Annotated in this window: 19 protein-coding genes and 1 pseudogene; 5 read left to right on the forward strand and 15 right to left on the reverse strand. The window is 60.6% G+C overall.

Going from position 1 to position 26,050, the window contains the following annotated elements; translation table 11 throughout:
• The first annotated feature begins 8 nt into the window (after positions 1 to 8).
• Positions 9 to 2,189: a TonB-dependent receptor gene (locus LRS06_RS15840; protein WP_257872361.1), complete on the forward strand. Its 2,181-nt coding sequence runs from the start codon at positions 9 to 11 to the stop codon at positions 2,187 to 2,189.
• Positions 2,190 to 2,526: 337 nt separating this feature from the next.
• Positions 2,527 to 3,222: a hypothetical protein gene (locus tag LRS06_RS15845; RefSeq protein WP_257872362.1), complete on the forward strand. Its 696-nt coding sequence runs from the start codon at positions 2,527 to 2,529 to the stop codon at positions 3,220 to 3,222.
• 103 nt (positions 3,223 to 3,325) lie between these two features.
• Here LRS06_RS15845 and LRS06_RS15850 read toward each other — a convergent pair whose 3' ends face one another.
• Positions 3,326 to 4,618 carry a metallophosphoesterase gene (locus LRS06_RS15850; protein ID WP_257872363.1) on the reverse strand — a complete coding sequence of 431 codons (1,293 nt, stop codon included), beginning with the start codon at positions 4,616 to 4,618 and terminating at the stop codon, positions 3,326 to 3,328.
• Positions 4,619 to 4,833: 215 nt separating this feature from the next.
• On the opposite strand from LRS06_RS15850, the gene LRS06_RS15855 reads away from it, so the two are divergent.
• The gene (locus LRS06_RS15855; protein ID WP_257872364.1) at positions 4,834 to 5,955 is read left to right on the forward strand and encodes a sensor histidine kinase; all 1,122 of its coding nucleotides are present in this window, start codon (positions 4,834 to 4,836) and stop codon (positions 5,953 to 5,955) included.
• Between the two features lie 40 nt (positions 5,956 to 5,995).
• On the forward strand, positions 5,996 to 6,781 hold the full coding sequence (locus LRS06_RS15860) for a LytTR family DNA-binding domain-containing protein (RefSeq protein ID WP_257872365.1): 786 nt from the start codon (positions 5,996 to 5,998) through the stop codon (positions 6,779 to 6,781).
• A 212-nt stretch (positions 6,782 to 6,993) separates the two neighbouring features.
• On the opposite strand, the gene LRS06_RS15865 is transcribed toward LRS06_RS15860, so the two are convergent.
• The 14 genes and pseudogenes from LRS06_RS15865 to LRS06_RS15930 all read right to left on the reverse strand — a co-directional run bounded on the left by LRS06_RS15865 (position 6,994) and on the right by LRS06_RS15930 (position 23,986).
• A complete protein-coding gene (locus LRS06_RS15865; protein ID WP_257872366.1) occupies positions 6,994 to 7,794 on the reverse strand; it encodes a LytTR family DNA-binding domain-containing protein in 801 nt (266 codons plus the stop codon).
• Positions 7,795 to 7,867: 73 nt separating this feature from the next.
• Positions 7,868 to 8,878: a sensor histidine kinase gene (locus LRS06_RS15870; RefSeq protein ID WP_257872367.1), complete on the reverse strand. Its 1,011-nt coding sequence runs from the start codon at positions 8,876 to 8,878 to the stop codon at positions 7,868 to 7,870.
• Positions 8,879 to 9,023: 145 nt separating this feature from the next.
• Positions 9,024 to 9,983: an alpha/beta fold hydrolase gene (locus LRS06_RS15875; RefSeq protein WP_257872368.1), complete on the reverse strand. Its 960-nt coding sequence runs from the start codon at positions 9,981 to 9,983 to the stop codon at positions 9,024 to 9,026.
• A gap of 309 nt (positions 9,984 to 10,292) precedes the next feature.
• Positions 10,293 to 11,417, reverse strand: coding sequence for a 3-isopropylmalate dehydrogenase (gene leuB / locus LRS06_RS15880; RefSeq protein ID WP_257872369.1), 1,125 nt, complete (start codon positions 11,415 to 11,417; stop codon positions 10,293 to 10,295).
• Positions 11,405 to 12,004, reverse strand: a complete 600-nt coding sequence (gene leuD, locus LRS06_RS15885; protein ID WP_257872370.1) for a 3-isopropylmalate dehydratase small subunit — start codon at positions 12,002 to 12,004, stop codon at positions 11,405 to 11,407. Before leuD ends, leuB begins: the two co-directional genes overlap by 13 nt.
• Positions 12,005 to 12,019: 15 nt before the next feature.
• Complete coding sequence (gene leuC / locus LRS06_RS15890) at positions 12,020 to 13,414, reverse strand: 3-isopropylmalate dehydratase large subunit (protein WP_257872371.1); 1,395 nt, start codon at positions 13,412 to 13,414, stop codon at positions 12,020 to 12,022.
• A 105-nt stretch (positions 13,415 to 13,519) separates the two neighbouring features.
• Positions 13,520 to 14,686 (reverse strand): 2-isopropylmalate synthase, encoded by a 1,167-nt coding sequence (locus LRS06_RS15895; RefSeq protein ID WP_257872372.1) that lies wholly within the window; start codon positions 14,684 to 14,686, stop codon positions 13,520 to 13,522.
• 809 nt (positions 14,687 to 15,495) lie between these two features.
• Positions 15,496 to 16,767, reverse strand: a complete 1,272-nt coding sequence (gene ilvA, locus LRS06_RS15900; RefSeq protein ID WP_257872373.1) for a threonine ammonia-lyase IlvA — start codon at positions 16,765 to 16,767, stop codon at positions 15,496 to 15,498.
• 83 nt (positions 16,768 to 16,850) lie between these two features.
• Positions 16,851 to 17,609: a class I SAM-dependent methyltransferase gene (locus LRS06_RS15905; RefSeq protein ID WP_257872374.1), complete on the reverse strand. Its 759-nt coding sequence runs from the start codon at positions 17,607 to 17,609 to the stop codon at positions 16,851 to 16,853.
• Positions 17,610 to 17,669: 60 nt separating this feature from the next.
• Complete coding sequence (gene ilvC, locus LRS06_RS15910) at positions 17,670 to 18,737, reverse strand: ketol-acid reductoisomerase (RefSeq protein ID WP_257872375.1); 1,068 nt, start codon at positions 18,735 to 18,737, stop codon at positions 17,670 to 17,672.
• A gap of 128 nt (positions 18,738 to 18,865) precedes the next feature.
• Positions 18,866 to 19,462, reverse strand: a complete 597-nt coding sequence (gene ilvN, locus LRS06_RS15915; RefSeq protein ID WP_257872376.1) for an acetolactate synthase small subunit — start codon at positions 19,460 to 19,462, stop codon at positions 18,866 to 18,868.
• Positions 19,463 to 19,568: 106 nt separating this feature from the next.
• Positions 19,569 to 21,327, reverse strand: a pseudogene (gene ilvB / locus LRS06_RS15920) (biosynthetic-type acetolactate synthase large subunit).
• On the reverse strand, positions 21,284 to 23,008 hold the full coding sequence (gene ilvD, locus LRS06_RS15925) for a dihydroxy-acid dehydratase (protein ID WP_257872377.1): 1,725 nt from the start codon (positions 23,006 to 23,008) through the stop codon (positions 21,284 to 21,286). The pseudogene ilvB and the gene ilvD overlap by 44 nt, the downstream one beginning before the upstream one ends.
• 75 nt (positions 23,009 to 23,083) lie before the next feature.
• The gene (locus LRS06_RS15930; protein WP_257872378.1) at positions 23,084 to 23,986 is read right to left on the reverse strand and encodes a branched-chain amino acid transaminase; all 903 of its coding nucleotides are present in this window, start codon (positions 23,984 to 23,986) and stop codon (positions 23,084 to 23,086) included.
• 489 nt (positions 23,987 to 24,475) lie between these two features.
• Between LRS06_RS15930 and LRS06_RS15935 the strand changes: the two genes are divergently transcribed.
• Positions 24,476 to 26,020, forward strand: a complete 1,545-nt coding sequence (locus tag LRS06_RS15935; RefSeq protein ID WP_257872379.1) for a hypothetical protein — start codon at positions 24,476 to 24,478, stop codon at positions 26,018 to 26,020.
• Positions 26,021 to 26,050: the final 30 nt, after the last annotated feature.

Here is a 26,050-nt window from a genome sequence, read left to right on the forward strand (position 1 = left end):
TGCTGGCTATGAAACCACTTGTTCTCGTTCTGCTTCTGCTCGCCCCCTTGCTCGGGCTGGCCCAAACCACCACCCTGCGCGGCACCGTCCGCGACGACCACGGCCAGGCCCTGCCCGGCGTGAACGTATTCCTGCGCGGCTCCTTCGATGGGGCCAGCACCGACTCAGTGGGCGCTTTCCGCTTTGAAACCACCCAAACCGGCGCCCAGACGCTGCAGCTCAGTTTGCTGGGCTACCTGGCCCAGGCCATGCCCGTGCAGCTGGCGGGCGGGGAGCTGATGCTGCCCCTGCAACTGAAAGCCGACCGGCACCAGCTCGGCGGCGTGGTCATCACGGCCGGCTCCTTCGAGGCCAGCGACGAAAAGCGCAGCGCCGTGCTCAAGCCCCTCGACATTGTAACCACGGCCGGCGCACTGGGCGACGTGGCCGGAGCCCTGAACGCCCTGCCCGGCACCACCCGCGTGGGCGACGAGGGCAAGCTGTTCGTGCGGGGCGGGGCCGCCGGCGAAACCAAAACCTACCTCGATGGGCTGCCCGTGCAGAACCCCTACGGCGGCTCGGTGCCCAGCGTGCCGGCCCGGGGGCGGTTTTCGCCATTCCTGTTCAAGGGCACCGTGTTCAGCACCGGGGGCTACTCGGCCGAGTACGGGCAGGCCCTCAGCGCCGTGGTGCTGCTGAACACTACTGATCTGGCCCCCGAATCCCAGACGGGCGTGAGCTTGATGTCGGTGGGGGGGAGCCTGAGCCGGGTACAGCGCTGGGAGCGTACTTCCGTGGCTGTTACGGCCGACTACATGAACCTGCAGCCCTACTATGGGCTGGTGCCGCAGAGCTTCGGGTGGGTGAAGGCCCCGCAGAGCCTGGGTTCATCGGTGAGCATGCGCCACCGCACCGGCGAGGCCGGGATGCTGAAAGTGTACGGCGTGTGGCATCAGCAGCAGCTGGCCCTGCGGCAGCCTAATGAGGCATTTACCGCCGACCGCACCGTGGCCCTGCACAACGGCAACGGCTACCTAAACGCCACCTTCCGCAGCCCCCTGCGCCGGGGCTGGAGCCTGAATACCGGCGCTGCCCTCACCCGCGACGACAACCAAGTGCGCCCCGATGACGGGCGGCTGCGGGAAATCGAGCAAAGCCTGGTGGGCCGCCTGATGCTTACCAACGACTCGGCCGGCGCCAACTGGAGCCTGAAGCTGGGCGCCGAAGCTCTGGGCCAGCAGTACCGCCGCACCTATCAGGAAGCCGTCGATGCGCCAACGTGGCAGGCGGGCTCCTTCACCGAGCGTCGGGGGGCTGTCTTCGCCGAGGCCGATATTAGTCTGGCTGACCGGCTGGGGGGCCGCGTGGGCGGCCGGGCCGAGTACTCGGCGCTGCTGGGCCGCTGGAACGCCGCCCCGCGCCTGGCCCTGGCCTGGCAGACGGGCGAGAACAGCTCAATTTCGGGTGCCTACGGCTTGTTTTACCAGACGCCGGCCAACGACCTGCTGCGGGTGCGCCCGGAGCTGCGCTTCGAGCGGGCGCGCCACGCCCTGCTCACCTACCAGTACGCCCGCGACAACCGCACCCTGCGCCTCGAAGCCTACGATAAGTCTTACCAAAACCTTACGGTATTCGACGCGCAGCAGCCCAATAACCCCAACGCTTACCGCAGCCCCGGCACCGGCTACGCCCGCGGCCTCGACCTGTACTGGCGTGACCGGAAAACTCTCAAAAACACGGATTACTGGGTGAGTTACGGCCTGCTGGACACGCGCCGCCAGGCCCGGCAAGACCCTGCGCTGGCCGTGCCCTCTTTCGCAGCCCGCCACAACCTGAGTCTGGTAGGCAAATACTGGATTGCCAGGGCGCACACCCAGGTGGGCTTCACGGCCAGCTACGGCAGCTCCCGCCGCTACCACAACCCTGCGCAGGAAGGCTACAACCAGGGCCGTCTGCCCAGCTACCAGGACCTGAGTTTCAACGCCAGCTACCTTACCCGCATTCGGGGGCAGTTCACCATTCTCTACGTGAGCATGAGCAACGTGCTGGGCCGCGAGAATGTGTACGGCTACCGCTACGCCACCCAGGCCAGCCCCGACGGCACCTACGCCCGTACGGCCGTCACGCCCTCGGCCCCACGCATGCTATTCGTGGGCTTGTTCATCTCCATCAACAAGAAGCCGGTAGACCTGAATACCGCACCGGAGTAAAGGGGGTTTCGGGTTTCTAGTTGCTGGTTTCCAGTTAATAGTTGCTCGTTATTCGTTGCCTGTCATGCTGAGCGAAGCCGAAGCATCTCTACCTCTGACTAATTAATTGGCCTTGCAACGAAGCAGTAGAGATGCTTCGACTCCGCTCAGCATGACGTCCTATCTATCAAGGGGCAACTAACAACTAGCAACGGGCAACTGACAACCGATACCAACGCTTCATCCCGAAAATCCGACGCTTCGGTAAAGGCAAATTTCAATGGGGCCAGCGGCGCCGCACCTTTGAGTCACTCAACCACACAACAACGCTTCAACAACCCTTCAGCCTTTCTGCGTTATGAAAAAGACTTTGTTCACCCTCGCCCTCGTTGCCGCTTCTTTTGCCGCCCAGGCCCAGACTTCCCCTGCCGCCCCGGCTGCGGCTACTAGCCAGCCCACCGATGCCTATACGCAGCTGCTGGCCGCCACTATTCAGGAGCTGATGAGCACCGGCGACCCGGCCCAGCTCAAACAAGTAGACGCCAAGCTGGAGCGCGCCGCTTCGGTGAAGCCCCAGGACTGGCTGCCGCGCTACTACCAGGCCTATGCACGCGTCATCACTTGCTTTGTGAGCAAGGAAGACGGAGATACCAAGGACAAGTACCTCGACCAGGCCGAAGCCGCCCTCACCCAGGCCCGCAAGCTGGGCGGCGACGAATCGGAGCTGCTGGTGCTGCAGGCCTACCTTTACCAGGCCCGCTTGAACGTGTCGCCGATGGCGCGCTCCATGAAGTACTCGGGCATGGTGAATGAAACGCTGGGCCAGGCCAAAAAGCTGAACCCGGCCAACCCGCGCATCTACCTGGTGCAGGCCAACAACGTGTACTACACACCCAGCATGTTTGGTGGTGGAGCCGAGGTAGCCAAGCCCATCTACGAAGTAGCCAAAGCGCGTTTCGAGGCCTTCAAGCCCTCTTCCGCGCTGGCTCCCAACTGGGGCGAGCAGCAGCTGAAAGGCCGGCTGAAAAGCTACGAAACGGCGTCGGTGAAGTAAGCTGCTGCCGCATAGCCAGGCCACAATCAACAGGAAAACAGAACGTCCTGCTTCGACAAGCTCAGCATGACAGTTTCTTTAACCGGAGAGCTACTTCAGCTACTCAGGCCGCGCCCCCGATTCGGGTCTTTTCGCCTTTGCCGTTCACGCGGTATTCGGTGTTGCCTTCAATAAGTAAGCCCTGGGTTTGGTCGCTGTGTTTCTCCTGCCCGTGCTTGACGTCGATTTTCAGCACCTTGCCTTCGTAGTCGGGTGTCACCTGACTGACCACTGAGTGGCCTACCACTACCCGCGAGGCCCGGTAAAACCGCAGAATTTGCTCCAGCTCAGCCTGCGTGGTGCTGTGGTAGGAGGCGTTGAGCGGGTCGTTGAAGAAGAAAACGGCCTTATACAGCAAGTTCAGCGAGAGGCTTCGGTCCCAGTAGGGCCCATCGTAGTGGCTGAGCACGGTGCCTTCGCGGGAGCCGCTGAGCTGTTTGGCCATCCGAAGGCCGTAGTACTTCCGGGCAATGCGGTTTAGCTCCGGAATCGTGAGGCTGTCGGTGAGCAGCCTGGGCTTGAGGCCGGCGTGCACGAAGAGGTAGGGGCCAATCTTCTCGATGACGTTTTTGCTGCGCAGCCACCGGCCCATTTCCGAGCGGGTGGAGTACAGCGCCTGCCCGGCTTTGTCCCAGCGCTGCTGTCCACTGATGCGTTGCGCCGCCCCGATATACTTGCGTTGGGCGTGGGAAACGTCGCCGTAGAGGTTCATCACCTCGTGGTTGCCCAGGATGAAATGGACCTTGCCACCGGCCTGATCGGCTTGCCCTTCCAGCTTATACAGCAGCCACAGCACCTGCGTCACCTCATTGCCCCGGTCCATAAAGTCACCATTCAGCACCAGATGGCCCGCCCCGAAAATCCAGTTGAATTGCTTGTCAACCACCCCATTGCGTTGCAGAAAGCCCGCCAGGGCGTTGAAGTTGCCTTCGATATCGGAAATGGCCAGCAGCCGCGCCGGCAAGGGGTAGGCATGCGGGGGCTGGGGGTGAGCCGGGCGTACCATGAATGTAAACGAGTCACCGTCAGCGTTCGGAACCCGCACCCGTACGGGCTGGCCTACAGTAAAAGTTTGGCGCGTCAGCTGGCTGTTTTCATCAACGTCGAATCGGGTGCTATCCATAAGATAAGGACCGTCTAGGCCCTGCAGGGGCGTTGCTACGGGCTTGTTGGTGAAGAACCCAAATTCCTCCTCATTGAACAGCGCATCCAGCCCCGACCAGCTGAAGTCATACACGCCCGTTTCTTCGTTGGTGCGGTCCTGCCCATACACCAGCGTTGTAATTACCCCATAGCCACACAGCCCTATCACGCCCCACTTCACCAGTTTTTTCACGAATGCCTTCGGATTTTTCATTCTTCGATGCCTGCAAACAAGAGCTTTGCTATATGTCTTTTTCGGGTGAACCAACTGCTGGTCCAGCGGCGCCAAAGGTATTGCCGGCAAGCAGCCGCAAGCAAACAGGGTGAATATATATGTTTATCTATGCTTTCGTCCGCAAGCCCGCGTACCTGCCCCGTCAGCTTTTCTTACCTTTTCGCCTGTTTTATCAGCCCGCCGGGCCTTGTGCTATGCTTGAATCTGCCCTTCCCCCGAACCGCCCGGCCCAGACTCCCGCAGACGCGCTACAGGCGCGCAAAGCTTCCCTCACCAACCTGGGCCGCTATTACCCGCACCGCAAGTGGGCATTCATGCTGAGCCTGATGCTGGCGCTGTCGCTGGGTCTGAGCTTGTTGTTCTGTCGGGGGTGCTCGATTCTGAGCGAGGATTTCCTGGTCACGTTCGGCTACAATTTCTGCTACACGGTGGGGCTGTGGCTGGCCAACGGCTACCCCAGCGAGTGGCTCAACCGCCGCGCCGACTGGACCGCCCAACCCATCCGACGGTTTCTCATCACGCTGGCCTTTTCGCTGGTCGTGTCGCTGCTGGTGATTCTGCTTGTGTCGGGCAGCTTTCTGGTATTCTACCACCACCGCCCGCTTTCCGACCTCTCAGTTCGGCAGTTTGTCGTTCCGTTGCTGATTACCGTGGTTATTTCCCTTTTTATGCACAGCCGCTCGTTTCTGCTGGGCTGGCGCGAAGCCGCCATCCAGACGGAGCGGCTTCAGAAGGAAAACGCCCAGGCCCAGGCCGATTCCCTGCGCCGCCAGCTCGACCCGCACTTTCTGTTCAACTCCCTGAACGCGCTGACCTCCCTGGTGGAGGAAAACGACCCGGCCCGGGCCACGCGCTTTATCCGTCAGCTCAGCCAGGTGTACCGCTACGTGCTCGATGCCCAGGAGCAGGAAGTGGTAACGCTGGCCGAGGAACTGCGCTTTGTGGAGGCCTACCTGTTTCTGCAGCGCACCCGCCTGGGTGAAGGCGTGCAGGTGGAGATGCCGGCCCTGCCCGCCGCGCTGGAAACCCTGCTGGTGCCTCCACTGGCCGTGCAGCTGCTGCTGGAAAATGCCCTCAAGCACAACGCTACGAGTCAGCGCGACCCGCTGCAAATTCAGGTAACGCTGGATGCAGCCGCTCGCACGCTCACGGTGCGCAACCAGCGCCGCCCGCGCCGCCTCCCGGAAGGCGAGTCGACGGGGCTGGGGCTGCAGAACCTGGGAGCCCGCTACGCTTTCCTCACCAAGCAAACGGTGCAGGTAGCCCAAACCGAAACCGAGTTCTGCGTGACGCTGCCGCTGTTGGAGCTGCAGTAGTTTTTCGGGCCGGAATCCACCCGCCGCGTTACTTTCGCTTATGACTACTCCCGTGCGCGCCCTGATTATTGAAGACGAACCCCTGGCCTCCCGCCGCCTCACGGAGCTGCTGCGCAAGCAGCCGCAGCCGGTGGAGGTGGTCGGCACGGCCGAGTCGGTAGCGGAGGCGGAGGCCCTGCTGCGCGCGTTGCGCCCGGCCCCGGATGTGCTGTTTCTGGATATTCACCTGGCCGATGGGCTGAGCTTCGAGCTGTTTGAGCGGCTGGACGTGCAGAGCCCGGTTATCTTCACCACGGCCTACGACAAGTACGCCCTGCGCGCGTTCAAGGTGAACAGCGTGGACTACCTGCTCAAGCCCATCGACCCGGAGGAACTGACGGCGGCCCTGGACAAGCTGCGCCGCCAGCGCGAGGCCACCGCCCCGGCTTTTGATGCCACGCTGCTGGCCCAGGTGCTGCGCCAGGCCCAGCCCGCCAAGGAGTACAAGTCGCGCTTTGTGGTGCGGGTGGGGGAGCACCTGAAGGCCATTCCCGTGGAGCAGATTGCCTACTTCGCCAGCCTGGAAAAAGTGACGCTGCTGCACACCCGCGAAGGCCGGCGCTTCGTGGTGGACTACACCCTGGAGCAACTGGAAGGCATGCTCGACCCGGCCGAATTCTTTCGCCTCAACCGCGCCTACCTTGCCCACGCCGAGGCCATCCACGACATCATACATTACACCAACTCCCGCCTGCAGACCGTCCTCAAGCCCGCCGCCCCCGACAACGACACCGTGCTAGTGAGCCGGGAGAAGGTGTCGGCTTTCAAGGCCTGGCTGGACAGGTAATGTGCTGCGCTTCGCTAATGTGCGGAATGTGCTGGTGAAGGTGTAAGTCGCCACTGCATCCTTGAACGTCATGCTGAGCGTAGCCGAAGCATCTCTACTGCTTCGTTGAACGATGCAGACGAAGCGGTAGAGATGCTTCGGCTACGCTCAGCATGACACGTTTCACCTCATTAGCACATTACCCACATTCTTCACATCAGCACATTACAAAATCATCCTTCCAGCCAGCTTTTCACCGCCGCCGCTTTTTCCCGGCTCACCAAGACTTCGTCGCTGGGAGCGGGCTGTAAGTCCAGCAGCAGCTTGCCATTGAAGTGCGGGTGGAGGCGCTGCACGGCCGGCAGCTGGGCAATGAACTGCCGGTTCAGGCGAAAAAACTGTCGGGGGTCGAGCAGGCTTTCCAGTTGCTCCAGGGTGTAATCCACCACAAAACGGCGGCCGTCGGTGGCGGTGAGGGTAGTGGTTTCGTGCCGGCTCTGAAACCAGGCCACCTGGGCGGCCGGCAGCGGCAGCAGCTGCTCGCCGCTGCGCACCAGAAAACGGGTTTTGAACTGCCGGTCGGGGCGCGGTAGAGAATCCGCCAGGCGCTCCAGGCGGTGCACGGAGGCCTCTTCGGGCGGCCCGTTTACTCCGGCCGCGGCCGATTCGCGGAGGGCCAGACGCCAGTCGCGGAGCTTGGTGAGGGCGGCCGTTAGCTCAGTTAGCTTTACTGGTTTCAGCAGGTAGTCTATGCTGTTGGCTTTGAAGGCCCGAATGGCGTAGGCGTCGTAGGCCGTGGTGAAGATAACCGGGCTGCGCACCAGCAGCTGGTCGAATATTTCCAGGCTCAGCCCATCGGCCAGCTGAATATCGGAGAGAATCAGGTCGGGAGCGGGGTTGCTTTCCAGCCACTGCACGGCGCCGGATACGCTGTCGAGCACGGCGGCTACCTGGGCCTCGGGCGCGGCTTGGCGCAGCAGGCGCTGCAGCCGCTCGGCGGCCGGGTACTCATCTTCGAGCAGCAAAACGGTCATAGACGGTGAAATAGTGAGCTAGGGAAATGGGGAGTGCCGCAGTCTTCACCAGCTAAGCTGGCAGCAGCGGCCACTAACTTAACAGCGGCAGCCTCACCCGAAAAAGGCCAGCCTCGGAAGTGACGTCAACTGGGTGCGGGGCGCGGAGCAACTCGTAGCGGTGGCGCACATTGCGTAGGCCGGTGCCGGTGCCGGGCGCTAACCCGGCGGTGCGCAGCCGCAGCGTATTCTCCACGGTGAAGTGGCCGGCAATAGGGTCGGCCGCGAGGCGCAGCTGCAGCGGAAACTCCCGCGAAGCCACGTTGTGCTTTAGCGCATTTTCCACCAGCAGCTGCACGCTCAGTGGGGCTACTTGCCGAGTTAAAGCGGCCGGCGGCACATCGATAGTCACGCGCAGATTGTCGCGGAAGCGGGCCTTGTGCAAGGCTAGGTACGTATCGACGAAGGCCAATTCCTCGCTGAGCGGAACGGTGGGCCGGTCGCGGGCCAGCAGCACGTAGCGGTATACATCGGAAAGCTGTTCCACGAAGTCCTGAGCTGGCTCGTTTTCGGGCTCAATGAGGGCGGAAAGAGTGTTGAGGGAGTTGAACAGGAAGTGCGGGTCGAGCTGACTTTGCAGGGCTTCGAGCTGACTTTGCACGCCGGCACTCTGGAGCTGCTCGGCCCGACGCACGTTCTCTTCCCACTGCTGAAAGAAGTTCATGCTCTCGTAAATCAGCTGAATGACCACCGTGGGCACCATGTTCAGCCCAAACTCCCGCCAGAACGAGGCGCTATCCAGCTGCCCACCCTGGGCCCAGGCCGCAATGCTGTCCAGAATAAAGGTGACGGCCGCCGCAATAGCGGTGTTGATGACGGCCAGCCGCCAGAGCCGCTTGCGGGTCTGGTCGACCCGCGGAAACCGCCGAAATAAGGCCTGCCACAGGGCCCGCCCCGTAAACCAGAAGGCGCAGGTAAAGAGCAGCGAAATGCCCCAGTTCAGGAAAAAAACCGGCACCGACCGAATGTGCAGCACGCCCCGGGGAATCAGCACCAGCAGCGCCAGAATGGGAATTCCCCAGAGTAGAAACTTTCGGTCGTTCATGGACGGTAAAAGTAGCTTTTTCGCGAAGTGAGTTGGTGATAAGCGCGTTTGCTGAATTTTGTAAAAATAATTCCTGGCCGTCATGCTTCGACAAGCGGACGCCAGATGAAGCATGACGGGTGGGTAAGTGAGTCAGGATACCTGCTTAGCTTTTGCGGGGCAGCTGGCGCACAAAGCGCTGCACGGCCTGGTTTAATTCCTGTGGGTTATCGAGGAAAGGGACATGCTTACCGGGCAACACTACCACTTGCTGCTTGGGAAATTGGAAGCTCTTGTAGTGCTCGGGGCCGGTTACGTAGTCCTGCTGACCGGTGAGCACCAGCACGGGCATAGCGAGACTGGCAGTGGCGGGCGTGTAATCGAGCAGGTAGCTGCCGGGGTTCTGGAACATGCTGGCGGCAAAGTCGTGGTTGGCAGGCTGGCCTTTCATCGTGCGGCTCACCCGCGCCGCCGAGGAATCGGAAGCGTACTGAAGCTGGTTGTAGAGGCCCTGGCGCTGGAGCAGGCCCGTTACCATAAAGTAGCGCTGGGGCAGAGGCGCGGCGGCATCGAGCGGCGGGCGGGTAGCGGCGGGCAGCAGGGTGTAGCCGTAAGCCGTGGTGCTTTCCATCGAAGCCGGCAAATTCAGAATACTGTTGACCAGAATCAGGCTGTGCACGCGGCCGGGATATTTCTGAGCGTAGGCCACGGCCAGAATACCGCCGAAGGAGTGGGCCATCAGCGTCCATTTTTCCAGGTGCAGCTGCTGGCGTAATTCTTCCATATCCTGCACCTGACGCTCCAGGGAGTAGTTTTTCTGCGGGTCGCTGGCCGAGCGGCCACTGCCGCGCTGGTCGAGGTAAATCATCTGCAGCTGCTTTTCCAGCGGGGCGCCGGCCAGCACTTCCACCGCCTGGCTGCCCGCGCCCGGTCCGCCATGCACAAACAGGCAGGGCTGCCCTTGGCCGGCCACTTTCACGAAAAGCTTCACGCCATCAGAAGTTTGAAAAGCCGGGGTGCCATTTGTGAGGCCGCCAGCAGTGGCATTTTGCAGGAGCAAGAGCGTGAACAGCAGGCTGCCGAGGCCGCGGAGCAGGAAGGCGAAGTGGGGGCGAAGCGTTTTCATAAGACGAAGCGTGAGGGTTGAGAAGTCAGATTTGATGCTCCAAACTTCCGCACTTTGCCTGCGCGGCCCCAGGCCAAACCGGGTGAACCGTCGCCCGCGCCCGGTGAACCGCCAAAACCGCCGGGGCCGACTGCCGCCCGCCAAACGCTAAAAAGCCCAAGCATCCGGTCCGGCGACCAGATACTCGGGCTTTAACCCCACCCCTGAGGTACTTTTTAAGTGGTGAATTTGTGAAGTTGTGAGATTGATTTCTGTCCGCACCACTTGCGCAAACTGCGCCTGCGGAACATCAACTCACCATTTCACCACTTAGATAATCGTGCTCATGCCGAGCCGGATGTTATTGCGGTGCAGCTCGCAGTCAGCAATGTCCAGCACGGCGTAGGCAATGAAGCTGCCCACCTGCTCGGTGGTGTGTACCACGACCGGGCTCAGCTCGGGCGTCACTACGCCTTCGTTGAGGGCGTGCTGTACGGCGTCGCGCACGCAGTCGGCTTCTTCTATCAGACCGAAGTGGTCCAGCAGCATGGCCGCCGAGAGAATGGTGGCAATGGGGTTGGCAATGCCCTTGCCCTTGGCCTGCGGGTAGGAGCCGTGGATGGGCTCAAACAGCGCCGAACCGTCGCCGATGGAGGCGGAGGGCAGCAAGCCCAGGGAGCCAGCAATAACCGAAGCCTCGTCGGAAATGATGTCGCCAAACATGTTTTCCGTCAGCATCACGTCAAACTGACGCGGATTCAGGATAATCTGCATGGCGGCGTTGTCCACAAACAGATAATCCAGGGCCACGCTGGGGTACTGAGGTGCAATGCTCTGCACCGTTTCGCGCCAGAGGCGGGAAGTTTCCAGCACATTGGCCTTATCAACCAGCGTGAGCTTGTGGCGGCGCGTTTCGGCGGCCTTGAAGGCCAGGTGCGCAATGCGCAGGATTTCGTCGCGGTGGTAGGTGCAGTGGTCGTAGGCGCTGGCGCGGTCCTCGCTGCGGCCTTTCTCCCCGAAGTAAATACCACCGGTCAGCTCCCGGAAAATCAGGATATCGGTGCCCTGAATGCGCTCGACTTTCAGCGGGGAGTGTTCTAGCAGCTGGTCGTAGGCCGTGATGGGGCGAATGTTGGCGTACAGTCCCAGCGACTTGCGCAGCCCCAGCAGCCCCTGCTCAGGACGCACTTTGGCAGTGGGGTCGTTGTCGTACTTCGGGTCGCCGATGGCGCCTAGCAGCACGGCGTCAGCTTGGCGGCAGGCTTCCAGCGTAACGTCCGGCAGTGGCGTACCCACGGCGTCGATGGCGCAGGCGCCCATCAGCTGGTAGTCGAAGTGAAACTCGTGGCCGAACCGGTCACCCACTGCCTTAAGCACGCGCACCGCCTCGCTACATACTTCCGGCCCGATACCGTCGCCGGGCAACACTACTATTCGTTTGCTTACGCTATCCATGACCGTTGCTGTTCGTAGGCCGTAATGGCCGCCTCTTGGCTTATGAGAAAATCAATGTCGTCGTACCCGTTTAGCAGGCACTCTTTTTTGTAGGCATCCAGTTCAAAGGGAATGGCTTCCGTCCGTCCGGGCACCGTGAGGGTTTGCGCGCCCAGGTCCACCGTCAGCGGTAGCTGCGGGTCGGCGGCCACGGCGGCAAACAGCGCCTGCAGCACCTCATCCGACACCTGGAGAGGCAGCAGGCCGGTGTTCAGGGCATTGCCCCGGAAAATATCGGCGAAGTAGCTGCTGATGACCACCCGAAAACCGGCGTCGTACAGGGCCCAGGCGGCGTGCTCCCGGCTGGAGCCGCACCCGAAGTTTTTGCCGGCCAGCAGAATCTGGTGGCCCTGGTAGCGCGGGTCGTTGAGCACAAAATCGGCTTTCGGCTGGCCACCGGCGGCGTAGCGCCAGTCGGCAAATAGATTGGCCCCGAAGCCTTCCCGGGTCGTCGCCTTCAGGAAGCGGGCCGGGATAATCTGGTCGGTGTCCACGTTTTCGATGGGCAGCGGTACCACGCCGGATTGCAGGGTCTGAAACTTTTCCATGGGGTGGGAGTTGGGTTAGTTCAAGTACTGCGTGATGTCAACCAGGCGACCTTCCACGGCGGTGATAGCCGCCACCAGCGGGGAGGCCAGCAGCGTGCGGGCGCCGGGCCCCTGGCGGCCTTCGAAATTGCGGTTGGAGGTCGATACGCAGTAGGCGCCGGCCGGAATCTTGTCGTCGTTCATGGCCAGGCAGGCGCTACAGCCTGGCTCGCGCAGCTCAAAGCCCGCGTCGGCCAGCACTTGGTCAATGCCTTCGGCAATGGCCTGCAGCTCTACCTGCTTGGAGCCGGGCACGATGATGGCCTCCACGTGGGCGGCTTTGCGCTTGCCCTTCACGTAAGCCGCCACCGTGCGCAGATCCTCTATGCGGGAGTTGGTGCAGCTGCCAATGAACACGTAGTTGATTTCCTTGCCCAGCAGCGACTCGCCCGCCTCAAAGCCCATGTACCGCAGCGACTTGTCGAAGCTGGCGGCCTCGCCCGAATCGGCCAGCATGGGAATGCTGGCGCTGAGCGGAATGCCCATGCCGGGGTTGGTGCCGTAGGTTATCATCGGCTGAATGGCCGAGGCGTCGAACTGCAGTTCGGCGTCGAACTGGGCATCTTCGTCGGAATAGAGCGTCTGCCAGTAGGCCACGGCCCGGTCCCAGTTCTCGCCCTGGGGCGCAAAGCGGCGGCCTTCGAGGTAGCTGAACGTAGTAGCATCAGGCGCAATGAGGCCACCGCGGGCGCCCATTTCTATGCTCATGTTGCACACCGTCATGCGGCCTTCCATGCTCAGGGCGCGGATGGCGCTGCCAGCATATTCCACAAAGTAGCCCGTGGCCCCGCCGGTACCCAACTGGGAAATAACGTGCAGAATCAAATCCTTGGCCGACACGCCGGGGCGCAGCTCCCCGTCCAGGGTGATGCGCATGCGCTTGGGCTTGTCGAGCAGCAGGCACTGGGAAGCCATTACCTGCGTTACCTGGCTGGTGCCGATGCCGAAGGCAATGGTGCCGAACGCGCCGTGCGTGGAGGTGTGCGAGTCGCCGCACACCATCGTCAGGCCCGGCTGGGTGATGCCCAGCTCCGGCCCAATGACGTGTACAATGCCCTGGTACTGGTGGCCGAGGCCGTAAAGCTCCACGCCAAACTTGGCGCAGTTCTCGGTGAGCTTGTCCACCTGGGAGCGGGACAGTGGGTCCTGAATGGGCTGGTCCTGGTGGCGCGTGGGTACGTTGTGGTCGGCGGTGGCTACGATCTGGCCGGGGCGGCGCAGCGTGAGGCCGCGGGCCGTCAGCTCGTCAAACGCCTGCGGGCTGGTGACTTCATGGATCAGGTGCCGGTCGATATAGAACACGGTGAGGCCACCGGCTACTTCGCGCACCACGTGGGCGTCCCAGATTTTATCAAATAAGGTCTTAGCCATGAGAAGGGTGGGGTGACGGGAACTTGAGGTTCCCGTAGTTCGGGCTCAGCATAAAATAGAAAACCGCCGTGCCCGGGTGTGTTGGCATGACGGTCCAGCGTTGGGTTAGCCGACGGTAACGAGGTTTTCCTGCTCTACCATCACGTGCAAATCCTCGTCCACGACTTCCTTCTGGCGGTCGGCGAGGGCCACAAATGAGGCGTAGGCTTTGTTGAGGGCCGTGCGGTCGAAGTCGTAGCCGATCTTTTGGAGGCGGTAGGCGAGGGCCGCGCGGCCAGAGCGGGCCGTGAGCACAATGGCCGAGTCGGGCATGCCCACCTCCAGCGGGTCGATGATTTCGTAGGTTTGGCGGTGCTTGATTACACCATCCTGGTGAATGCCGCTGGAGTGCGAAAACGCGTTGGCGCCCACAATGGCCTTGTTGGGCTGCACGGGCATCGACATGAGGTGCGAAACCATAGCCGAAGTTTCGGCCAGCAGCTTGGTGTTGATGCCGGTTTCGAAGTTGAGGTAGGGGTGTTGGCGGAGCACCATCACGGCTTCTTCCAACGCCGTGTTGCCGGCCCGCTCGCCCACCCCGTTGATGGTGCACTCCACCTGTTGGGCGCCGTTGAGCACGCCCGCAATGGAGTTGGCCGTGGCCATGCCCAAGTCGTTGTGGCAGTGCGTGGACAGGCGCACGTGCTCGATGCCGCGCACGTTGTCGACCAGGAATTTAATCTTGGCGCCGTACTCGCTCGGCAGGCAGTAGCCGGTGGTATCAGGAATGTTGAGCACCGTGGCACCAGCCCGGATAGCGGCTTCGCACACGCGCACCAGAAATTCGTTTTCAGTGCGGCCGGCGTCTTCGGCGTAAAACTCCACGTCTTCCACAAAGCTTTTGGCCAGCTTCACGGCCGCTACCGCCCGCTCAATAATCTTGTCGGGCGTGGTGCAGAGCTTGAATTTGATATGCGAGTCGGAAGTACCGATGCCGGTATGAATGCGCGGATATTTGGCCGATTTCAGGGCTTCCGCCGCTGTAATGATGTCGTGTTCCACGGCGCGGGAGAGGCCGCAGACGGTGGCGTAGCGCGTTTGGGCCGCAATAGCCGCCACGGCGTCAAAGTCGCCGGGGCTGGAAACCGGAAAGCCGGCCTCAATCACATCCACGCCGAGTAGCTCCAGCTGCCGGGCAATGAGCAGTTTCTCGTCCCGGTTGAGCTTGCAGCCCGGCACTTGCTCCCCGTCGCGCAGGGTGGTATCGAAGATGTGGATTTTCTGAGTAGCCATGGCACAGGGGTCTTTCAGCCGCAAAGCACCAAGTACGCTCCCAGGCCAGGGCTTCGGAAACCCTTCATCGGCAAGCCTACTATTTCTAAAAGTTGAGGTTTAATTTATAAAGAGCTGAAATACAGGAGACAGAAAATAATACAGCTACAATACCTAACCCAGTGTAAATTGGCCGGAACTTTCTGCTAGCTCATAAGGAAGGGATGATAGTCACAATACCATGTTGGATAATTCCAAGGTAATAATGACTTAGCTGCCTATATTTGGTAATTGTTTTAAGCAGAACGGCTGTTGTAACGAGGTAGATTTGGATACTTTGTTTTCCAATATACGAAACTGTGTAGGAGCCATGATTACAGTCGAGCATATCAAAGTATACCGATACTATAGAAGGAGATATTGACATTTGGGCCAGGTTGAACAATCCAAAATGGCCTATGACAGATAGCGTCTGGTATGAGATACAAGATTTGCTGTATAACGTGTATCTGATTAAGTATACCAATGTTTCCGAACCATTTAGACAGCGGCTTTTAAAACAAATAAAGGAAGCCTGTGAGAACGAGGAAGTAGAAGAGGAGTTACTGAAGCTCTCCGCAGAAATTAGCGGGCAACTCACCGCCACAATCAAAAAGTCGTGGCGGGAGCAGCTTAAGACACTCTGGAGAGGAGTAGTTTAGCTTTTGATAAGAGGAGTCCTGATACCACAACACGAACAGTTGTGCGAAACTCTGTCTGACCAGCAGTAAGCACAGGTCAAAGGTGGGAAGATCCTTTGGCTACCACCTCAGGATAGTATTTCGCTTACCTCACACCAGCAAACTCAGGAAATCCTGCTTGCCGTTCAGGTACTCGTAGCCGAAGCCCTCGGCAGCCATGCGCTGCTGAATGCCCGCCACGTCGTGCGGGTTCTGCACTTCCAGGCCGATAAAGACGGGCCCTTTTTCCTTGTTATTCTTTTTGATGTACTGAAACTGGATGATGTCGTCGCCCTCCTGAAGCACGTGGTTCACAAAGCGGCGCAAAGCCCCAGGCTTTTGGTTGAAGGTGACCAGAAAGTAGTGCTTGCGGCCCTGGTGGCGCATGGCCCGCTCCTTGATTTCCTCCATCCGGGTGATGTCGTTGTTGGAGCCGCTGAGCACGCACACCACCGTTTTGCCCTGGATCTGGTCGGCGTACTGGTGCAGGGCCGAGACGCTGAGCGTGCCCGCCGGCTCCAGCACAATGCCTTCCTCGTTGTACATCTTCAGCAGATCCTCGCATACCTGCCCCTCGGGCACCAGGGCCACCTCATCCAGCAGCTCCTGGCACAGCTGAAACGTCAGCTCGCCGGGGCATTTCACGGCTGCCCCGTCCACGAAGCTCTCAATAGATTCCAGGGCCTGGCGCTGCCCGTTGGCAATGGCCCGCTGCATCGAAGGCGCCCCCAGCGGCTGCACCCCAATCAGGCGGGTGCGCGGGCTCAGCTGCCGAAACACACTGCTCACCCCCGAAGCCAGCCCCCCGCCGCCGATGGGCATAAACAGAAAATCAATTTGAGCGGGCGCGTCGCGCAGGATTTCCAGGCCCACAGTAGCCTGGCCTTCCACAATGGCCAGGTCATCGAACGGGTGCACGAAGGTGCTGCCGCGCTGGTCGCAGAAGTTTTTGGCGGCCTGGTACGTATCGTCGAAGGTGGCGCCTACCAGCACCACGTCCACCTGATCTTTGCCAAACAGACGCACTTTACTTACCTTCTGGGCTGGCGTTTGGGCGGGCATGAAGATGTAGCCGCGAATCCCAAGCAGCTGGCAGGCATAGGCCACTCCCTGTGCATGGTTGCCGGCCGAAGCGCACACTACATCCCGCGTCACCTGTTCCCGGCTAAGCCCGGCTATCTTGTTGTAGGCACCCCGGATTTTGTAGGAGCGTACCACCTGCAGGTCTTCGCGTTTGAGGTACACGTTAGCTCCATAGGCATCGGAAAGGCCCAGATTGTGCTGCAGCAGGGTTTTGTAGATGACGCCATCCAGGGTGCGGGCGGCGCGCTCCACGTTGGCCAGCTGCACTACCGGAGTAGCGGTAAGCGTGTCTTCTTGCATAGGTTCAGTGGTCATTAAAGGGGGTATTCGTTGCTAGCTATTTGTTTTGGTTGTTGAGTGACTCTGACACTGTCAACGAACAACTAGCTCCCGGGCTTCTCTGCCACGATGCGCAGGCGCTTGTAATCGGCCCGCCACTGCCCATCCCGGAACAGAACGGGGCGCAGCTCGGCTTCGGTGGCAGCTAAAATGTCTGCCTGGGTTTCCGGTTCAACGCCCCGGAAGAAATTGTCCCCAAACTGCTCAATCCAGTCCCGGAGTCCGGTATCGGGGTCGGCAAGGGGCGTTTCCCGGTCGTAGTGCTGGGCCAGGCGCACTTGGAACCCTTGTTGTTCGAGCAGCGCGGTGTACTTGGCCACTGAGGGAAAGTACCACCAGTCGGCGCTGGCGTGTGGGTAGCCGTGCTGGTGCAGCTGGCGGAGCAGGGTTTCCACAATATGCCCCACATTGCCCTTCCCGCCAAGCTCCGCTACGAAGCGCCCACCCGGCTGCAGATGTTGATATACCTGCCGCACCACGGCCTCTGCCTGCGGAACCCAGTGCAGCGCCGCATTCGAGAATACGGCATCGAAGCGTTCTGATAGCTCAAACGTGGCCGCATCGGCTAACCGGAAATCAAGCGCCGGAAACTGCTCCCGGGCCTTGGTCAGCATGTCGGCCGAGGCGTCCAGGCCCACTACGTTAGCGCCCCGGCTGGCTATTTCCTGCGCCAGCTCCCCAGCCCCGCAGCCTAGGTCCAGCACCCACTCGCCCGGCTGCGGAGAAAGTACTTCCACTAAGCCTGCGCCGTACTGAGAGACAAAAGCATGCTTTTGGGTATAGGAGTCGGCATTCCAGTGCATAGGTTCAGCGAAAAGCGGAAGGCTGGCGTTGCGGCCAGCCTTCCTTTATTTATTTTCTGATTAGCTCAATTCTTCCACCTTTTCGGTGGCCTTGGAGCGCAACTCGCGCACAGTGGCGCCGGTCTGCCACAGCTCTGAGTCGCGCACTTCCTTTAGTTCGGCTTCCAGCTCCTGGCGGTAGCCGGGCGTAGAGCCGCGCTGGATGGTGCGGGCGGCTTCGGCGCCGGAGGCTACGCTGTCGTACAGCTCGTTGAGCACGGGCAGGGTAGCCTCGCGGAACTTGCCTTTCCAGTCGAGGGCGCCGCGCTGGGCCGTCACAGAGCAGTTGCTGAACATCCAGTCCATGCCGTTTTCGCCCACCAGCGGCACCAGGCTCTGGGTGAGTTCTTCCACGGTTTCGTTGAAAGCCTCGGAAGGGGAGTGGCCACGCTGGCGCAGCACTTGGTACTGGGCCTCAATGATGCCGGCCAGGGCACCCATCAGCACGCCCCGCTCGCCCGTAAGGTCAGAGTACACTTCGCGCTTGAAGTCAGTTTCGAACAGGTAGCCCGAGCCCACTCCGATACCCAAAGCAATGGCCTTTTCGTAGGCGTGGCCAGTGGCATCCTGGTACACGGCAAAGGAAGAGTTCAGGCCGCCGCCAGCCACAAACAGGCGGCGCAGGCTGGTGCCGCTGCCCTTAGGCGCTACCAGCACCACGTCCACATCGGCGGGCGGGATGATGTTGGTCTGGTCGTTGAAGGTGATGCCGAAGCCGTGGGAGAAGTACAGCGTTTTGCCGGCCGTGAGCCGGGCTTTCAGCGTGGGCCACACCGCAATCTGGCCGGCGTCGGAGAGCAAGTTGGCAATGATGGTACCGCGCTCCGCGGCTTCCTCGATATCGAACAGGGTTTCGCCCTCCACCCAGCCGTCGGCTTCAGCCTTGTTCCAGGAGGCCGAGTCGCGGCGCTGCCCGATGATGACGTTGAAGCCGTTGTCGCGCAGGTTCAGGGCCTGGCCGGGGCCCTGCACGCCGTAGCCAATCACGGCAATGGTTTCATCCTTGAGAATCGTGCGGGCTTTTTCCAGAGGAAATTCGTCGCGGGTTACTACGTGCTCTTCTACGCCGCCGAAGTTGATGGTTGCCATGTTGGTTGGAGGTTGAGTGGTTTATGGTTATTGGTTTCTGGTTTTTTGTTATTCGTTTTTAGTTGTTTGTCTTTGAGAATGCGCTAGGGCCAAAAACCAAAAACAACCAACCAAAAACCTGACGCAAGTCACATCGAAAACACCTTGTCGCGGCTGTTGAGGTAGTCGTTTTCGCTTACTTCGTGGCCGGGCTCAATGCGCTCAAACTCGCGGAGCTTGTGGTGGAAGCCCTTGCTGTCTTTGATGATGGCAATGCGGGCCGAGCGCACAAACTCGATAAGGCCGTAGGGCTGCAGCACTGCCAGCAGCTTGTCCGTTTCTTCGCGGTGGCCGGTGGTTTCAAACACCGTATAGTCCTTGCGAATCACCACCGCCCGGGCGCCGTGTTCCCGCAGCAGCCGCTCCACCAGAGCCCGCTCGGCAATAACGTCGGTGGGCACTTTGTAGAGGGCCATTTCCTGCCAGATGACGTCCTCATTGGGGTTAAAGTAGACCTTGAGCACTTCCACCTGCTTTTCAATCTGGCGGGCAATCTTGCGCACCACTTCCTCCGTCTCCACCACCACAATGTTGAAGCGGTGAATACCCTCGATTTCCGAAGGGGAGGTGTTGAGGCTTTCGATATTGATTTTGCGCCGCGAGAAGATGATAGCAATGCGGTTCAGCAGCCCCACCTGGTTCTCGGTATACACCGTGATGTTGTACTCGCACCGGTCTATGGTCATAGCGAAGTTGTGAAATGGTGAGATGGTGAAATGGTGAGTTTTGTAAAGAGCAGGATAAGTTGTCAGTTGGAAAACTCACCATTTCACCACCTCACAATTCTACCGTTTATCGCAGCCTTATTTCGCCCACGCCGCAGCCTTGCGGTACCATGGGGAAGATGTTATTTTCGCGGGTCACCATCACCTCCAGCAGAAAGGAGCCGGGATGAGCCAGCATGTCGCGCAAGGCGGGCTGGAGCTCAGCGCGGGCATCCACACGGCGGCCGGCTATGCTGTAGCCCTGGGCCACGGTCACGTAGTCGGGGCTGGCAATGTCTACGAAGGAGTAGCGTCGCTCGTGAAACAGCTCCTGCCACTGGCGCACCATGCCCAGAAACTGGTTGTTGAGCAGCAGGATCTTCACGTTCACGCCAGTTTGCATAATGGTGCCCAGCTCCTGAATCGTCATCTGAATGCCCCCGTCGCCGATAACGGCTACTACCTGCCGTTCCGGTGCCCCGAACTTGGCCCCGATGGCGGCGGGCAGGGCAAAGCCCATGGTACCCAGGCCCCCGCTGGTGATGTTGCTGCGGGTGTGATTGAAGCGGGCGTAGCGACAGGCCACCATCTGGTGCTGGCCCACGTCCGTCACGATGATGGCCTCGCCCTGGGTCAGCTCATTCAGCTGCTGAATCACCTCCCCCATAGTCAGCTCGTTGGAAGTCGGAAACAGCTCGTCCTGAATGACGGCGGCAATTTCCTCGGCATCGTGCTCCGTGAAGCGCTGCCGCCACTCGGGGTAGGTACGCGGCTCTACCAGTTGCGTGAGCAGGGGCAGGGTTTCCTTGCAGTCACCCCACACCGGCACGGTAGCCTTCAGGTTCTTGTCGATTTCCGTGGGGTCGATGTCGAGGTGAATGACCTGGGCCTGGCGGGCGTACTTGTCGAGGCGGCCCGTTACCCGGTCGTCGAAGCGCATGCCGATGGCAATGAGCACGTCGCACTCGTTGGTCAGCACGTTGGGGCCGTAGTTGCCGTGCATGCCCAGCATGCCCACGTTCAGCGGGTGGCCGGTGGGCAGCACCCCCGCACCTAGGATGGTCCAGGCCGCCGGGATGCCGCTTTTCTCAATGAACTCCCGGAACTCCTGCTCGGCCTGACCCAGCAACACACCCTGCCCCCAGAGCACGAGGGGCCGCTTGGCCTGGTTGATGAGCTCGGCGGCCTGCGCTACGTACTCGGGCCGTACAATGGGCTTGGGCCGGTAGCTGCGAATATGAATACAGGGCTGGTAGGGCGCGAAGTCGGCCTTCTGAATCTGGGCGTTTTTGGTGATGTCAATCAGTACCGGGCCGGGGCGGCCGCTGCGGGCAATGTAGAAGGCCCTGGCCAGCACCTCGGGAATTTCACTGGCGTCCGTTACCTGGTGGTTCCAGCTTGGTAATGGGCGTGGTGATGTTGATGATGTCGGTTTCCTGGAAGGCATCGGTACCCAGCAAGTGCGCAAACACCTGCCCCGTAATGCACACCAGCGGGGTGCTGTCGATGAGGGCATCGGCCAGGCCCGTGACGAGGTTGGTAGCACCAGGGCCGCTGGTGGCGAAGACCACGCCCACTTTGCCCGATGACCGTGCGTAGCCCTGGGCGGCGTGAATGCCGCCCTGCTCGTGGCGCACCAGCACGTGGTTCAGCTGCTCCTTGAAGTCGTAGAGGGCATCATAGATCGGGATGATGGCCCCGCCCGGATACCCGAAAATGGTGTCCACGCCCTCGGCCAGCAGGGCGTGCAGCGTAGCCTCAGCGCCGGAAAGCGTGCGGGTAGCTGGCGCGGCCACGGCCGTTTCAGGCGAGGTCGGCGCGGGCTGGGGTTGCTCTTTCGTGTACATGGTCTTCCTCGTAATCGGTGATACAGCCGCGGCTTGCGTCGCTGACCGTGCGGATATACTTCAGCAATACGCCCTGCTGCACACTCGGCCGGGGCCGCTGCCACTGCTGGCGACGCAGCTCCAGCAGGGCCGCATCTACCTGCACATCTATCGTGTTGGTGCCGGCATCCAGCACAATCCAGTCGCCGTCTTCCACCAGGGCAATGGTGCCGCCGTCGTAGGCCTCGGGGCAGACGTGGCCGATGACGAAGCCGTGCGTACCGCCCGAAAAGCGCCCGTCGGTAATCAGGGCCACTTTGTCACCCAGGCCCGCGCCGATGATGGCCGAGGTGGGCTTGAGCATTTCCGGCATGCCCGGTCCACCCTTGGGTCCTACGTAGCGAATCACGACCACGTGGCCGGGCTGAATCTTGCCCTGGGTAATGCCTTCGTTCAGCTCTTCTTCGGAGTTGAACACCACGGCCGGACCTTCAAACCGCAGCCCTTCCTTGCCCGTGATTTTGGCCACCGCGCCCTTGGTGGCCAAGTTGCCGTACAGAATCTGAATGTGGCCGTCAGCTTTGATGGGGTTATTCAAGGGGCGCAACAAGTCCTGCTCGGCACCCAGGGGCTGCACGTCGGCCAGGTTTTCGGCTAGCGTCCGGCCCGTCACCGTGAGCAGGTCGCCGTGGAGCAGGCCCGCGTTGAGCATGGTCTTCATCACGGCCGGCACCCCGCCCAGCGCCGACAAATCCTCCATCAGGTACTTGCCGCTGGGCTTTAGATCAGCCAGCACCGGCACGCGGTTGCTCACGGCCTGGAAGTCCTCCATCGTCAGGTGCACGCCGGCGGCGTGGGCAATGGCAATGAGGTGAAGCACGGCGTTGGTGGAGCCGCCGAGCACGGTAGTCATCACCAGGGCGTTTTCGAAGGCCTCGCGCACCAGAATGTCGCGGGGCTTGAGGTCCAGCTCCAGCAGGCGGCGCAGGTACGCGCCGGCGTCGTGGCACTCCTGCTGCTTTTCGGCGCTTACGGCCGGGGAGGACGAGGAAAACGGAACACTCATGCCCAGCGTTTCAATAGCGGCCGCCATCGTATTCGCCGTGTACATGCCTCCACACGCTCCCGGACCCGGGCAGGCGTTGTGGATAATGCCTTTGTAATCCTCGTCCGATATCTGCCCCTGCAGCTTTTTGCCGTAGGCCTCAAAGCACGAAACAATGTTGAGCTGCTGCCCTTTGAAGGTGCCGCCCTTGATGGTGCCGCCATATACCATCAGGGAAGGCCGGTTGAGGCGGGCCATGGCAATGAGGGCACCGGGCATGTTCTTGTCGCAGCCCATCACGCAGGCCAGCGCGTCGTAGTTGTGGGCCCCGGCCATGGCCTCAATGGAATCGGCAATGATTTCGCGCGAAACCAGGGAGTAGCGCATGCCGGCCGTGCCGTTGGTAATGCCGTCGGATACGCCGATGGTGTTGAAGCGCAGTCCTACCAGGCCCTGCTGCTGCACGCCGGTCTTCACCTGGTCGGCCAGGCCGTTGAGGTGCATGTTGCAGGTGTTGCCTTCGAAGCCCGTGGAGCAGATGCCCACGAACGGCTTGCGCAAATCCTCATCCGACAGCCCCGAGCCGATGAGCATGGCCTGGGAGGCCGGCAGGCTGTCGTCTTGGGTGTAGATGCGGCTGTATTTATTCAGAGCCATTTAGTTGAGAGATTAGAAGTCAGAGCTGAGAACTGAGAGGGAAATAGAAAACAAGCAGCAATAAGCTGCCTAGGTCTAGGTTCTGACTTCCAGGTGTTCAGCTTTAACTGACTGCCCGGTTACCAGGGCCTGGTAGTGGCTGGCCAGCATACCACCGATGGTTTGCTGAAAAGGGGTGGTAAACGTCACGTCATCCACCGAAGCCACGCCGATAACCTCGGCGGCGGTACCCGTCATGAAGGCGGCAGAAGCGGTGCGCAGCTCCTCGGGCTTGAAGAATTGCTCGTGTACCGTGATGCCGGCCTCGCGGGCCAGGTCGATGATGGTGTTGCGGGTGATGCCACGCAGAATGCTGCCCTGAGGAGCGGTGTACAGCTCACCTTCCCGCTCGAAAAAGAAGTTGGCTCCCGGACCTTCCGCCACGTAGCCGTTCATATCCAGCAGCAGGGCTTCGTCGTAGCCCCGGCCCTTGGCCTCGGTGCTGGCAATGATGGAGTTGACGTAGTGGCCGGCGACTTTCGCTTCAATGGGCACGGCCTTGGGGTTGGGCCGCTCGTAAGGCGAGATGGTGAGGCGCAGGCTCTGGTCGCCGAGGTACTTGCCCCATTCCCACACGGCAATCAGCAGGTTGCCGGAGGAGGCGGCTTTCAGGCTCATGTTGGGCGTGGCGGCGTACACCAGCGGCCGGAGGTAGGCATCGGTGAGGTGGTTGCGCTCCAGCACTTCGTAGCTGATGCGCGTCAGCTCTTCCACCGAGTAAGCCAGCGGCAGCCCAATGGATTTACAGGAATAGTGCAGCCGCTCGTAGTGCTCTTCGGGCTTGAAGATGCGCGTGCCGGCCGGCGTCTGGTAGGCCCGGATGCCCTCGAACACGGCGTAGCCATAGTGCAAAGACTGGGCGTAGACGCCGCACGTAGCCTGCTCGGCCGGTACGAACTCGCCATCCAGGAAAGCAACTGTATCAGAGGTGAAGTACATGCGGAGGACTAGCGGAAAATAACGAATGAAGACAAAAAAGCCTTTCAGAGCACCGGGCTGAGAAAGGCTGCTGGCGTGGCGGATAACGCGGTTCCTTTCAGCCTGGCAGCGGCAGCGTAATGACTGGTCCGACGGAATTGAGAATCAAGGTCATGTGAGGCGAAAGGGAAAAACAACGGTAGAGGACGGGCGGGGCGCTTGGTTTGATTCTATTCGCTCGACGGAGTAATATGCGGTGGGGCCGGGCTTGGGCGAAGTGGCCGGCTGCATACACGGGCGCCAGCCCGCCGCTACCAACGAAATAAATTGTGCCGACCAGGAAGTGGAAAAGTGCTCCGACATGTCATCTTTGCGTTGTTAGGATGATAGCAAGTACATCAGCTACAGCACGTAATTAAAACTTTCTCTTCAGCTGCCTACTATTTCTACTATTTGCGCTTTGTTTGGTAAAACATTGTAAAACAGTACGTTGATTTTTTTGTAAATACAATGCCCAACGAAAACACGGACCCGGTTTTTCAGCTCATCAAGTCCCTGACCCGCACCGAGAAGCGTCATTTCCGTTTGTTTGCCAACCGGCAGGGCTCGGCGGACGGCCTTAAGTTCCTGCAATTGTTCGATGCGCTGGATGGGCAGGAGCGCTACGATGAGGAGCGCGTGCTGGCCCAAGTGCCAGCCATCAAAAAAGTGCAAGTAGCCAACCTCAAGGCCAATCTGTACCGGCAGCTGCTGGCCAGCCTGCGCATGTACCACGCGGGCCACAACACCGATATCCAGCTGCGCGAGCAGCTCGACTACGCCCGCGTGCTCTACAACCGCGGCCTGTATATCCAGAGCCTGCGGATGCTGGAAAAGGTAAAGCAAGCCGCCCAGCAGGCCGAAATGCAGCATATCACGCTCATGGCTCTCGACTTCGAGAAGCTGATTGAGGGCCAGTACATCACCCGGAGCCTGCGCGGCCGGGCGCGGGAACTGTCGGACGAGGCTACGACCACCGTGGCGCACGTGGCGCGGGAGCATGCCCTGTCCAACCTGGCGCTGCGCATGTACGGGCGCTACCTCAAAATCGGGCACACCCGCAACCAGCAGGACTACGACAAGATTACCGATTACTTCCGCCAGGACCTGCCGCTGCTGGACCCCCGGCAGGCCACGTTCTTCGAGCAGCTGTACTACTACCAGGCCCATGTGTGGTACTACACCATCACGCAAAACTTCCGGCTCTGCTTCCGCTATGCCCAGAAGTGGGTGGATTTGTTTGAGGCCAACCCCCTGATGCGCGAGCAGCAGGCCATGCTCTACATCAAGGGCCTGCACAACCTGCTAGTGACGGCCTACAACATGCTTTACTACAGCAAGTTTGAGGAGGTGCTAACCCTGCTGGAGGCCTACGCCGCCGACCCGGAGCGCCGCACCAGCCCCAACATCGACATGCTGCTGTTCCTGTACATTTACACCAACCGCATCAACGGCTACTTCATGCGCGGGCAGTTCACGGAGGGGCTGAAGATCGTGCCGGAGCTGCTCGAAAACCTCGACCACTTCCGCCTGCAACTCGACTCGCACCGGCGCCTGGTGTTCTACTACAAAATTGCCAGCCTGTACTTCGGCAGCGGCCAGCCCGATAAGGCCATTGAGTACCTCAACAAGGTTATCTATTTCAAGGAAGCCAGCCTGCGCGAAGACATTCAGTGCTTTGCCCGAATCCTCAACCTAATTGCCCACTACGAAGCCGGCCGCGACGAATCCCTGGACTACCAGATCCGGTCGGTGTACCGCTTCCTGGGCAAGATGAACGACCAGCAGCAGATGCAGGAGGCCATCTTCAAGTTCCTGCGCAGCCTTGGCGACGTGGCTCCGTCTCAGCTCAAGGAGTCCTTCCTCAAACTCAAAAACAAGCTTATTGTCATTGCCGAAAACCCTTACGAGCGGCGCCCCTTCCTCTACCTCGACATCATTTCCTGGCTGGAAAGCAAGATTGAGAACGTGCCCGTGCAGGATATCATCCGCCGTAAGTTCCCCAAGCTCAAGTAGGAAATTGGTGAGTGCGGAGAAGCTGTCATG

The organism is Hymenobacter sp. J193 (assembly GCF_024700075.1).
Taxonomy (GTDB): Bacteria; Bacteroidota; Bacteroidia; order Cytophagales; family Hymenobacteraceae; genus Hymenobacter.